We start from the raw sequence: 12,235 nt of genomic DNA on the forward strand, positions 1-12,235 counted from the left end.
CGCAGTGGCCGGTCGCGGCCGGGTCGCCGGTCAGGCGCCGTTTCGCAAGCGACGAAGGAGCAAGAAACGGTGCCTGACCGGCGACCCCCAAAGGCCGCGACTCGAGCGCGCCAGCGCTCCAACTAATACGACCGCGGCAGACCGAGGGAGTGCTGGGCCACGAAGTTCAGGATCATCTCCCGGCTGACCGGGGCGATGCGCATGATGCGCGCCGCCTGCAGCATCNGGCTGACCGGGGCGATGCGCATGATGCGCGCCGCCTGCAGCATCGCCGACAGCCCGACCTCCTTGGTCAGACCCGACCCGCCGTGGGTCTGGATCGCCTGGTCCAGTGCCTTGATGCTGGCCTCGGCGGCCGCGTACTTGGCCATGTTCGCGGCCTCGGCGGCGCCGAACTCGTCGCCCGCGTCGTAGAGGGTCGCGGCCTTCTGCATCATCAGCTTGGCCAGTTCCAGCTCGATCTTGATCTGCGCGAGCGGATGCGAGATGCCCTGGTGCGCGCCGATCGGCGTCTTCCAGACGGTGCGCTCCTTGGCGTACTCCACCGCGCGATCGATGGCGTAGCGGCCCAGGCCGATCGCCATCGCCGAGCCCATGATGCGCTCGGGGTTCAGGCCGGCGAACAGCTGGGCGATGGCGGCGTCCTCGGAGCCGACGAGGGCGTCGGCGGGCAGGCGCACGTCGTCGAAGAACAGGGTGTACTGGTGATCCGGCTCGATGACGTCCATCTCCTGGACGTTCTTCACCAGGCCGGGCGCGTCGACCGGGACGATGAACAGCGCGGGCTTGAGCTTGCCGGTCTTGTGGTCCTCGGTGCGCGAGACCACCAGGATGGCCTCGGCCTGATCGACACCGGAGATGAAGATCTTGCGGCCGTTGAGAATCCAATCGCTGCCGTCGCGGCGGGCGGTGGTGGTGATCTGGTGCGAGTTGGAGCCCGCGTCGGGCTCGGTGATCGCGAAGACCATCTTGGCCGAGCCGTCGGACAGCTTGGGCAGCCAGGTCTGCTTCTGGGCGTCGGTGCCGTACTTGGTGATGATGGTGCCGCAGATGGCCGGGGAGACCACCATCAGCAGCAGGCCGGCGCCCTGGGCCGAGAGCTCTTCCTGCACCAGCGCCAGCTCGTACATGCCCGCGCCACCGCCGCCGTACTCCTCGGGCAGGTTCACGCCGAGGAAGCCGAGCTTGCCCGCCTCGTCCCACAGTTCGGTGAGCGGCTCGTTCTTGCGCGAGAGCGGCAGCACGTAGTCGCGGTAGTTGTACTTGGCCGCCAGCGACGCGACCGCCGCGCGCAGCGCCTTCTGCTCTTCGGTTTCGTGAAAGCTCATGCTGAACCCTTCTGTCCTGACCCGGAGCCCTCCGTGGTCATGCTTCGCTACCGCCTCCGGGCTTGACCGGATCAGGACGGCTCCTGCTCTTCTTCCTCGACGACGGCGAGGACGGTTCCGACCTCGACCTGCTGGCCGACGGTGACGTTCAGTGCGCTGAGGACGCCGGTGGCCGGCGCGACGATCGTGTGCTCCATCTTCATGGCCTCCAGCCACAGGATGGGCTGACCCTGCCGCACCTGGTCGCCCTCGGCTGCGCCGAGGCGGATCACGCTGCCGGGCATCGGCGCGAGCAGCGAACCGGCCGCGACCTGCTCCGACGGGTCGGTGAAGCGGGGCAGTCGGCGCACGGCGACCGGGCCGAGTGGCGAGTCGACCGCCACGAGGTCGCCGTAGCGGGCGATCTCGAACTGACGACGCACCGGGCCACGCTCGCCCGGCACCGCGAGCACCACCCGTTCGGGCGCCACCGAGATCAGTTCGAGGCCGTCGTGGCCGTCGACCTCGATGCCACCGGCCCTGGTGAACCGGTACCGCACCTCGTGCGTGCCGCTGGTGCGGCTCTCGTAGGACTTGCGCTGCGGCTGCGAGGCCAGGTTGCGCCAGCCACTCGGGGCGAGCTTGGCGAACCGGTTCGTGGTGTGCGCCAGCGCCGCGTCGGCGAGGGCGGCGGCCACGATCGACAGCGCCTCGTCGGCCTCGGACACCAGCGGCGCGGACAGCGCGGCCAGATCGTGGGTCGCGAAGAACGCGGTATCGGTGTCACCGGCCAGGAACGCGGGGTGCCGCAGCACCCGCACGAGCAGGTCGCGGTTGGTCACCAGACCGTGGATCTTGGCGCGCTGCAAGGCGGTCGCCAGCAGATGCGCTGCCTCGGCGCGGGTCTCGGCGTAGGAGATGACCTTGGCCAGCATCGGGTCGTAGTGCACGCCGACGACCGAGCCGTCGACGACACCGGTGTCGAGCCGCACGCCCGCCTGCTCGAGAACGGTGAACTCTCCGGCCGTGAACGGGATCTCGATCTTGTGCACCGGTCCGCTCTGCGGCTGCCAGTCCTGCGCGGGGTCCTCGGCGTAGAGCCGGACCTCGATCGAGTGGCCGCGCTGGGCGGGCTGGGTCGCGGGCAGCGGCAGCCCGGACGCGACCTGCAACTGCAGGCGGACCAGGTCCAGGCCGGTGGTCTGCTCGGTGACCGGATGCTCCACCTGGAGGCGGGTGTTCATCTCCAGGAAGAAGAACTCGCCCTTCTCGTCGGCGAGGAATTCGACAGTGCCCGCGCCCTCGTAGCCGATCGCCTCGGCGGCCAGCCGGGCCGCTTCGAAGAGCCGCTCACGCATGCTCTGCCCATCCGCGCTGCTCGCGGCGGCACGCTCCGCTACCGCCTCCGGCCCCGGAGCTCGCAGCGCGTCGATCTTCTCGACCAGCGGCGAGGGCGCCTCCTCGACGACCTTCTGGTGCCGTCGCTGGATCGAGCATTCCCGCTCGCCCACCGCCCAGGTCGTGCCGAAGGTGTCGGACATGACCTGGACTTCGATATGGCGGCCGGTTTCGAGGTAGCGCTCGCAGAACACGGTCGGATCGCCGAAGGCCGACTCGGCCTCGCGCTGCGCGGCGGCGATCTGGTCCTTCAGTTCACCCAGCTCGCGCACCACGCGCATTCCGCGACCGCCACCACCGGCGGACGCCTTGATCAGCACCGGCAGGTGCGCCTCGGTGACCTCGGCGGGATCGAGCTCGGCGAGGACGGGCACGCCGGCGGCGTCCATCATCTTCTTCGACTCGACCTTGGAGCCCATCTGCTCGATCGCCGCGACCGGCGGACCGATCCAGACCAGGCCCGCGTCCAGCACCGACCGCGCGAATTCGGCGTTCTCGGAGAGGAATCCGTAGCCGGGGTGGATGGCGTCGGCACCGGCGGAGAGCGCGGCCTCGATGATCAGCTCACCGCGCAGGTAGGTCTCGGCGGGAGTGTTGCCGGGCAGCCGGATAGCCGCGTCGGCCTCGGCCACGTGCGGGGCCGCGGCGTCGGCGTCGGAGTACACCGCGGTGGTCCCGATGCCCATCCGGCGGCAGGTGGCGAACACGCGGCGCGCGATCTCACCACGGTTGGCGACGAGGACGTTCGTGATGGCCCCACCCGTCACCCGACCGCCGCTCACGGAATCGCTTCGCGATGCTGTTGTCATGTCGCGCCTCACATTCGGAAGACGCCGAAGCCCTCGGCGCCCTGGATCGGAGCTGTGTGGATGGCCGACAAGGCCATCCCCAGCACGGTGCGGGTATCGCGGGGGTCGATGATGCCGTCGTCGAAGAGCCTGCCCGACAGGAACATCGGCATCGCCTCGGCCTCGATCTGCGCCTCGACCATGGCGGCCAGCCCGGCGGCGGCCTCCTCGTCGAACGGCAGACCCTTGGCCTCGGCCGCGCCGCGCTGCACGATGGTGAGCACGCCGCCCAGCTGCGCGCCGCCCATCACGGCGGACTTCGCGCTCGGCCAGGCGAACAGGAAGCGCGGGTTGAACGCCCGACCACACATGCCGTAGTGCCCCGCGCCGTAGGAGGCGCCGATCAGCAGCGAGATGTGCGGGACCGTCGAGTTGGCGACCGCGTTGATCATCATCGCGCCGTGCTTGATGATGCCGCCGTGCTCGTAGTCCTTGCCGACCATGTAGCCGGTGGTGTTGTGCAGGAACAACAGTGGCGTGTTCTTCTTGTTCGCCAGCTGGATGAACTGGGTGGCCTTCTGCGATTCCTCGGAGAACAGCACGCCGCGCGCGTTGGCCAGGATGCCGATCGGGTAGCCGTTGATCTCGGCCCAGCCGGTGACCAGGCTGGAACCGTAGAGCGGCTTGAACTCGTCGAAGTCGGAACCGTCGACGACGCGGGCGATCACCTCACGCGGATCGAACGGGATCTTCAGGTCCGAGGGCACGATGCCGAGCAGTTCCTCGGGATCGTAGAGCGGCGAGATGACCTCGGCGCGCGGCTCGGGGCCCTGCTTCTTCCAGTTCAGCCTGCGCACGATGTTGCGGCCGATCCGGATCGCATCCTGCTCGTCGGCGGCCATGTAGTCGGCCAGACCCGAGGTGCGGGCGTGCATCTCGGCGCCGCCGAGAGTCTCGTCGTCGGAGTCCTCACCGGTGGCCATCTTCACCAGCGGCGGGCCCGCCAAGAAGACCTTCGCGCCCTCCTTGACCATCACCACGTAGTCGGACATGCCGGGGATGTAGGCGCCACCGGCGGTCGAGTTGCCGAAAACCAGTGAGATGGTGGGGATTCCGGCGGCGGAGGCCTGGGTGAGGTCGCGGAACATCGCACCACCCGGGATGAAGACCTCTTTCTGCGTCGGCAGGTCGGCGCCGCCGGACTCGACCAGCGAGATCACCGGCAGACGGTTCTGCTTGACGATCTCGTTGATGCGCAAGGTCTTCCGCAGCGTCCACGGGTTGGAGGTGCCACCGCGCACGGTCGGGTCGGGCGCGACGATCATGCACTCGACGCCCTCGACGATGCCGATGCCGGCGATCGTCGACGCGCCGACATGGAAGTCGCTGCCCCACGCGGCCAGCGGGCACAGCTCCAGGAACGGCGAGTCCTCGTCGAGCAGCAGCTCGATCCGCTCACGGGCGGTGAGCTTGCCGCGTTTGTGATGCCGGGCCACCTTGTCGGGGCCGCCACCGGCGATCGCCTTGGCGAACTCGGCCTCGACCTCGGCGAGCTTGGTGGCCATCGCCTCGGCGGCGGCGGTGTACTCCGGCGACGCGGTGTCGACGGCGGAACGGAAGGTCGTCACGACTGGTACCCCAATACTTTCGACGCCAGCATGGTCAGGATCTCGTTGGTGCCACCGCCGATGCCGATGATGCGCACATCGCGGTAGATGCGCTCCACCTCGGACTCGCGCATGTAGCCCATGCCGCCGTGCAGCTGGACCGCCTGGTTGGCGACCCATTCGGCGGTCTCGACGGCATTGTTCTTGGCGAAGCAGACCTGGGCGATCTGGTTGGTGTCCCCGGCGACGAAGCGCTCGACCAGGGCCCGGGTGTAGGTACGCGACACGTCGACCCGCTGGGCCATCTCGGTCAGCGTCATCTGCACCTTCTGGCGGCTGATCAGCGGGCGGCCGAAGGTCTCCCGGTCCCGGCACCACTGCACGGTCAGGTCCAGGGCGCGCTGGGCCAGCGAGTACGCCTGCACCGCGAGTCCGACCCGCTCGCTGACGAACGCGTTGGCGATCTGCGCGAAGCCGGTGTTCTCGCCGCCGACCAGGTTCGCGGCGGGCACCCGCACGTCCACGTAGGACAGCTCGGCGGTGTCGGAGGCCAGCCAGCCCATCTTCTCCAGCTTGCGGCTGACGGTGAAGCCCGGCGTATCGGTCGGCACGATGATCAGCGAGACGCCCGCCGCGCCCGCGCCGCCGGTGCGGACCGCGGTGACCACGAAGTCCGCCCGCGTGCCCGAGGTGATGAAGGTCTTGGCGCCGTTGATGATGAAGTCGTCGCCGTCGCGCACCGCCGCGGTGGTGAGGTGGCCGACGTCGGAGCCGCCGCCGGGTTCGGTGATGGCCAGCGAACCGATCAGGTCACCACGCAGCGTCGGCACGGCCCAGCGGTCGATCTGGTCCTGATTACCGGACGCGATGATGTGCGGCAACGCGATTCCGCAGGTGAACAGCGACGCCCACAGCCCGCCGGAGGCACCGGCGAGATGGATCTCCTCGCCGACGATCATCGAGTCGACGATGCTGCCGCCCTCGCCGCCCGCCGATTCCGGGTACTCGATGCCGAGCAGGCCGAGCTCGCCGGCCTTCTTGTGCAGCTCGCGCGGCAGCGCGCCCTCGCGTTCCCAGGTGTCGAGGTCGGGCAGGATCTCCCGCTCGACGAACCCGCGCACGGTGGCGCGCAGTTCTTTTCGTTCCGGCGTGTCCCAAATTGTCGTCATGCTGCTGTCTCCTGTCGCATGATCGGGCGCCCTCCGTGGTTACGCTCCGCTGCCGCCTCCGGGCGCTGACCGATCACGCGAGCAGCTCCGTCGGCATATCGATGTGGCGGGAGCGCAGCCATTCGCCGAGCCCCTTGGCCTGCGGATCGAAACGCGCCTGGTAGGCGACGCCCTTGCCGAGCAGACCGGAAATGATGAAGTTGACGGCCCGCAGGTTCGCCAGCACGTGCCGGGTGACGGTCAGCTCGGCCGTCTCGGGCAGCAGTTCCTGGAGCTTCTCGACGGTGAGCGTGTGCACCAGCCAGCGCCACTGCTCGTCGGTGCGCACCCAGACGCCGATATTGGCGTCGCCGCCCTTGTCGCCGCTGCGGGCCAGGGCGATGGTGCCGAGCGGGACGCGGCTGGTCTCCGACGGCGGCGGGGGCGCGGGCAGTTCGGGCTCGGCGACCGGTTCCAGCACAGCGGTTTCGGCGGCGGGCTCGATGGCGACGCGAGTGCCGTCAGCCAGGACCGCGGTGTGCGGCACCTCGTGCGCGTCGACGAAGCCCGGCGTGAAGACGCCGTAGGGCGAGCCGTTGCCCGGCAGGGTCGTGAAGGTCGCGCCCGGGTAGCTGGCCAGCGCCAATTCCACGGCGACATTGGAGAATCCGCGACCGACCTTGTTCGGGTCGGGGTCACGCACCACGCAGCGCAGCAGCGCGCTGGCCTGTTCCTCGGTGTCGGCGTCGGGGCGGTCGAGCCGGGCCAGGGTCCAGGTCAGCTCGGCGGGCCTGGCGGGCAGCCAGGCCTCCAGCTGTCGTTGCGCCAGTGCGGCTTTGGCCTCGATCTCCAGGCCGGTGAGGATGAACTCCATCTCGTTGCGGAAGCCGCCGAGGGTGTTCAGCGAGACCTTGAGCTGCGGCGGCGGGGCTTCGCCGGTCACGCCGCTGATCAGCACCCGGTCCTTGCCCTGCTGGCTGAGCTCGATGCTGTCGAGGCGGGTGGTGACGTCGGGGCCCGCGTAGCGCACGCTCTGGATCTCGTACATGAGCTGGGCTTCGACGGTGTCGACGGTGACCGCGCCGCCGGTGCCGTCGTGCTTGGTGATGACGCTGGAGCCGTCCCGGCGGATCTCGGCGATCGGGAAGCCGGGGCGGCCGAAGTCGCCGAGTTCGGTGAAGAAGGCGAAGTTGCCGCCGGTGGCCTGGGTGCTGCACTCGATCACATGCCCGGCCACCACCGCGCCGGCGAGGGCGTCGTAGTCGGTGCGGCTCCAGCCGAAGTGGGCGGCGGCGGGACCGACGATGACCGAGGCGTCGGTGACCCGGCCGGTGACGACGATGTCGGCGCCGGAGTTCAGGCACTCGACGATGCCCCACGCGCCGAGGTAGGCGTTGGCCGTCAGCGGCTGACCGAGGCCGAGGTCGGCGGCGCGGCCGATCAGGTCGTCACCCTCGACGTGGGCGATCTTGGCGTCCAGGCCCAGGTCGGCGGCGACCTTGCGCAGCCGTTCGGCCAGCCCGGCCGGATTGAGGCCGCCGGCGTTGGTGACGATCTGGACGTTCTTCGCCAGCGCGAGGGCCAGGCAGTCCTCGATCTGCTTCACGAACGTCTTGGCGTAGCCCAGGCTGGGGTCCTTCATGCGGTCACGGCCCAGGATGAGCATGGTGAGCTCGGCGAGGTAGTCGCCGGTCAGCACGTCGAGGTCGCCGCCTTCCAGCATCTCGCGCATCGCGCTGAGCCGGTCGCCGTAGAACCCGGAGCAGTTTCCGATCCGGATCAGGTCCGGGTCCGCCGAGAGTGCACTCATGAACCCCAGGATCACATCGGTTCAGAAAAAAAGCAAGCATGCGTGCTTGTTAATTGCGGGCAATCCACCAGGCAAGATGGAGACCATGTCATCGGTCCTTCTCTTCGCCCTGGCCGGCTTCCTGCTCGGCGGCGCCTACACGACCTGGAAGAACAACCGCGCGCTGTCGATCGCCCTGATCGCCGCCGCGGTGCTGGCCGCCGTCGGCGCGGCTCTCTGGCTGCAATAGCCACCCCAGCATTTCGGAAGCCGCGAGCACGCCCGTCGCGACGCCCACTCAGCAGGCCTGGCGTGGCTACCAGCGGCAACAGCAGCGCGGGTGAATCCGGGGCTCAGCTGGGGACGCTGAGCTTGAAGATCCGGACGTCCTCGGGGACGCCGTTGAGCGGGGCCGCCCAGAAGTTGCGTTTGTAGGGCTTGACCGTCGCGCCGAGCTCGGCGAGGGTCTCCGGGCGCAGGGCGGCGAGGGTGGTGCTGGACAGCATCGTGTTGCCGTTGCCACCGGCCTCCATCATGCGGGCGGCGATATTGACGTCGACGCCGAGCCAGTCGCCGCCGATCTCACGGGGGGAACCGGTGTGCAGGCCGACCCGCATGCGCGGCTTGTAGCCGTCGACCTCGACGGTCGCCAGATTGCGGCGGGCGGCGACAGCGGCGCGGACCGCGCGATCAGGCGAGGAGAAGACCGCCATCAGGCCGTCACCCATGCGTTTGACCACCTGACCGCCCCGCTCGGCGATCGGCGGCTCGATAGCCTTGGCGACCTTGCGCAGCAGTTCCAGGGTGCGCTCGTCGCCCGCGGACAGCGACCAGCTGGAGAACGCCACCAGGTCGGTGAACACGATGGTCACCTCCTCGGTGCCCCGACCGCGGCCGATCCGCTCGAGCGCGGCCTGCCACACCTGGAGCGCGCCGAATCCGATCTCCCTGGCCGCGCTGGGGGTGCCGCCGACGATCTTGTCCGCGGCACGGGCGACCGCGCGGGCCCCACCGGGACCGGAGACCGAAAGCGGATCGCCGAAGGCCGGGTCACCGGGGAGCTGATGACGAGCCTTCCGTACGGCACCGATCAGATCGGCCCGCCGATTGGCCGCCTGCAATTTCGACGAGAACTGGGCACGCCGCCGACCGGGCCGGGCATCGTCGGAGTCCGGCGTATCGGACTGCGCACTGTCGGCGGGCTCCAACGGGATCACCACCTCCGCGGCAGCGTCACGCCGCCGCGGATCCACCCCGCCAGAAGGCGTTTCACTCACGCCCAGATCGTACCTGGTCCAGCCCGCTGCCCCACCGGACGAAAAAGCCCCCGGCGTCCGGGCAGCGGACGCCGGGGGCGGTCCCGGGCATCTGCGAGGGCAGCCCGGGACGGTCTGTCAGGCGTCTCGGCGATTGATCATCACCAAGGCGCCGGCGAACACGATCGCCACGAAGACGGCGAAGTAGATCAGGCTGCCCCACACACCCCAGTGCCAGTTGCCCGAGACGTCCTCGACGGTCAGGAAACGGTTGGCGTTCTGGAACGGCAGGAACGGCTTGACGGTACGACCGAAGCTACCGAACGCGCCGAGCAGACCCTCCAGCAGCAGGGACCACAGCACGATCAGCGAGATCGCGGCGGCGGACTGACGCACCAGCACACCGACGCCGATGGCCAGGACCACACACAGGAAAGCGTAGATCGGAATGCCGTAGATGGCCCGCCAGTTTCCGTCGAGCACCAGTTCCGGCGCCTCGTCACCGACGAACAGCTTGGCCACCACGAAGGCGATCAGCGCGAGCACGCCGGTCAGCACCGCCGCGTACACGCCGACCAGGCCCGCCTTGGACAGCACCACCTTCGAGCGGTTCGGCACCGCCAGGAAGCTGGCGCGGATGACGCCGAAGCGGTACTCACTGGTGACCGTCAGGGCGGCCATGATCATCAGCACCATCACGCCGAAGCCGGAGACACCGGAGACCACCACGCTCGGGGTGAGCAGCGTCGGCACCTCCCCCGCCTGGGTGTTCTCGGCCTTGGTGACCAGCGCGATCAGCGCGGCCAGGCCGATGCCGAGGAGAACCACGATCGCCGAGCACCACCAGGGCGACCGGGTCGAGGTGAGCTTGATTCGTTCCGCAGCGAGCACGCCCATCAGAGCGCACCTCCCATCACCTGGTCGAGGCCCGCGCCGTGGTACTCCACGGCGCCGCCGGTCATCCGCATGAACGCCTCCTCGAGCGACGCCTGCTGCGGCGCCAGCTCGTAGAGCGTGACGTTGTTGGTGCCCGCCACCTTGCCGACCTCGTCGCTGGTCACCCCGGCCACGATCAGCGCGGCGTCGCCCTCTTCCCGCACGGTCATGCCGTGCGAGGTGAGCAGGCTGCGCAGCTGATCCAGCTGCGGGCTGCGGACCCGCACCGACTGCTCGGAGGCGCGGTCGATGAAGTCCTTGGTGGTGGTGTCGGCGATGAGCTGACCACGGCCGATGACGATCAGGTGCTCAGCGGTCTGGGCCATCTCCGAGAGCAGATGGCTCGACACCAGCACGGTGCGGCCCTCGGCGGCCAGGCGCTGCATGAAGCGGCGGATCCAGAGGATGCCCTCCGGGTCGAGGCCGTTGACCGGCTCGTCGAACAGCAGCACCTTCGGATCGCCGAGCAGCGCGCCCGCCAGGCCGAGCCGCTGGGACATGCCCAGCGAGAACCCGCCCGCGTTCTTGCCCGCCACCTCGGACAGGCCGACCAGCCGCAGCACCTCCTCGACCCGCGACTTCGGGAGGTCGTTGGACGCGGCCAGCCACTCCAGGTGCGCGCGCGCCGAGCGGTTCGGATGCACCCACTTGGCATCGAGCAGCGCGCCGACCTGGGTCAGCGGCCGCTCCAGATCCTCGTAGCGCTTGCCGCCGATCAGCGCGGTGCCCGAGGTCGGCCGGTCCAGGCCGAGGATCATCCGCATGGTCGTCGATTTACCGGCACCGTTGGGTCCGAGGAACCCCGTCACCTGTCCGGGATGGACGGTGAACGAGAGGTCCTGCACCGCGACGGTCTGGCCGAATTGCTTCGTCAGGCCCTTCAGCTCGATCATGCGCCCCAGCTTGCCGCACGAAGACGGCGAGCGCGTCGCCGTGAGGTCGCGAGTCGGGTCATCCTCGAGGATGACCCCGACCCTGAGAGGGGCCTAACCCCGATCGCTCAGTTCGCGCACCATCGCTGCGCGAGGTCCGGCAGATGCCGCGACGCGCCGGCCATGTCCTGCGCGTACGCGACGAATTCGGCACAGCCTTCCGCGATGGTCTTACCCAGGACGGATTCCACGAATCCAGCGCTTCCACCCACCAGGACGAACTCGTCGACCGAGAGCAGCACGGCCGCCGAACTATCCGGTGCGACCAGCACGACATCGAACGGAGCGTAGGTCGCTCGCCAATCATCCACCTCGGACAGAGCCGCCAGACAAGCCTGATCAGAGGCCCCCGGACCGAGATCGGTCGCCACCAGGCAGTAGACCGCCTCGTAGCCACTGGCCGCGAAGGCTGCCAGTATCCGCACGCCCAGCGGATCATCGGCCAGATCGGACACTTCTTCCGCAGGCACCACACGACGCCCAGGCACCGACAGCCACCTGACACTCAATTCCTGCCCGGAATCCAGCACCTCGGCCCGAATGCGACGAGCTTGCGCTTGGTCGAGTTCCCGCACGCTACTCCAATCATGGAGCGCCGACGAAGGCGGTGATCGCGGTCGCGGCTGTCTTGACAGCTAACGCACCTTTTGCGACACCTGCACCGGCAGCGAGCCCGAAGCTGAAGACAGATCCGGCAGCACTGAATATTACCGAGGAGATCACTTCCTTCAACAGATCAGTGAGGATCTCTTTGAGCTTCAGGTGGAGTTCATCCATTGCGGACCGATAGCCGCGACAAGAGTCCGCGAGCTCGGTACATGCATGCTGCAAGTCTGTGGCAGCGGTATGCAATTCCCGCAAATCGTCGTCGACATCCGGAACCGGAACACCGAGTTCCTCGATGAGCCCGATTCCTATCAGGTCCTTCAGCCCCTGCCCGGGGCCACCCGCCGATGGCGGCGAATAATGCGAACTCGGCGAGAATTGCAGCGACGCCGAGGGAGGGGAATCACTGTCCGGATTGCCATCGGCAAGCGCACGCGCTCGTCGTAGGCCTTTGCCCACTCCTGCCCG

Annotated in this window: 11 protein-coding genes; 1 reads left to right on the forward strand and 10 read right to left on the reverse strand. The window is 68.8% G+C overall.

Annotated features, from left to right (window positions below; all coding sequences use genetic code 11):
* Positions 1–122: 122 nt before the first annotated feature.
* The 5 genes from ATM97_RS33170 to ATM97_RS33190 all read right to left on the reverse strand — a co-directional run bounded on the left by ATM97_RS33170 (position 123) and on the right by ATM97_RS33190 (position 8,058).
* Positions 123–1,328, reverse strand: a complete 1,206-nt coding sequence (locus tag ATM97_RS33170; protein ID WP_218722157.1) for an acyl-CoA dehydrogenase family protein — start codon at positions 1,326–1,328, stop codon at positions 123–125.
* Between the two features lie 71 nt (positions 1,329–1,399).
* Positions 1,400–3,472, reverse strand: a complete 2,073-nt coding sequence (locus tag ATM97_RS33175) for a biotin carboxylase N-terminal domain-containing protein (protein ID WP_308248710.1) — start codon at positions 3,470–3,472, stop codon at positions 1,400–1,402.
* Between the two features lie 50 nt (positions 3,473–3,522).
* Positions 3,523–5,121: an acyl-CoA carboxylase subunit beta gene (locus tag ATM97_RS33180; RefSeq protein WP_218722159.1), complete on the reverse strand. Its 1,599-nt coding sequence runs from the start codon at positions 5,119–5,121 to the stop codon at positions 3,523–3,525.
* Positions 5,118–6,269, reverse strand: a complete 1,152-nt coding sequence (locus tag ATM97_RS33185; RefSeq protein WP_218722160.1) for an acyl-CoA dehydrogenase family protein — start codon at positions 6,267–6,269, stop codon at positions 5,118–5,120. Before ATM97_RS33185 ends, ATM97_RS33180 begins: the two co-directional genes overlap by 4 nt.
* Positions 6,270–6,342: 73 nt before the next feature.
* Complete coding sequence (locus ATM97_RS33190; protein ID WP_218722161.1) at positions 6,343–8,058, reverse strand: acyclic terpene utilization AtuA family protein; 1,716 nt, start codon at positions 8,056–8,058, stop codon at positions 6,343–6,345.
* A gap of 85 nt (positions 8,059–8,143) precedes the next feature.
* Between ATM97_RS33190 and ATM97_RS33195 the strand changes: the two genes are divergently transcribed.
* Positions 8,144–8,287 (forward strand): hypothetical protein, encoded by a 144-nt coding sequence (locus ATM97_RS33195; RefSeq protein ID WP_218722217.1) that lies wholly within the window; start codon positions 8,144–8,146, stop codon positions 8,285–8,287.
* 103 nt (positions 8,288–8,390) lie between these two features.
* On the opposite strand, the gene ATM97_RS33200 is transcribed toward ATM97_RS33195, so the two are convergent.
* The 5 genes from ATM97_RS33200 to ATM97_RS33220 all read right to left on the reverse strand — a co-directional run bounded on the left by ATM97_RS33200 (position 8,391) and on the right by ATM97_RS33220 (position 12,226).
* Positions 8,391–9,254, reverse strand: coding sequence for an adenylate/guanylate cyclase domain-containing protein (locus ATM97_RS33200; RefSeq protein ID WP_374104932.1), 864 nt, complete (start codon positions 9,252–9,254; stop codon positions 8,391–8,393).
* A gap of 177 nt (positions 9,255–9,431) precedes the next feature.
* A complete protein-coding gene (locus ATM97_RS33205) occupies positions 9,432–10,190 on the reverse strand; it encodes an ABC transporter permease (RefSeq protein ID WP_218722162.1) in 759 nt (252 codons plus the stop codon).
* Complete coding sequence (locus ATM97_RS33210; protein WP_218722163.1) at positions 10,190–11,122, reverse strand: ABC transporter ATP-binding protein; 933 nt, start codon at positions 11,120–11,122, stop codon at positions 10,190–10,192. The genes ATM97_RS33205 and ATM97_RS33210 overlap by 1 nt, the downstream gene beginning before the upstream one ends.
* Before the next feature lie 107 nt (positions 11,123–11,229).
* Positions 11,230–11,736, reverse strand: a complete 507-nt coding sequence (locus ATM97_RS33215) for a hypothetical protein (RefSeq protein ID WP_218722164.1) — start codon at positions 11,734–11,736, stop codon at positions 11,230–11,232.
* A gap of 10 nt (positions 11,737–11,746) precedes the next feature.
* Positions 11,747–12,226 (reverse strand): hypothetical protein, encoded by a 480-nt coding sequence (locus ATM97_RS33220; protein ID WP_218722165.1) that lies wholly within the window; start codon positions 12,224–12,226, stop codon positions 11,747–11,749.
* Between the last annotated feature and the right edge of the window lie 9 nt (positions 12,227–12,235).

The organism is Nocardia sp. MH4 (assembly GCF_019266065.1).
Classification (GTDB): Bacteria; Actinomycetota; Actinomycetes; order Mycobacteriales; family Mycobacteriaceae; genus Nocardia; species Nocardia canadensis.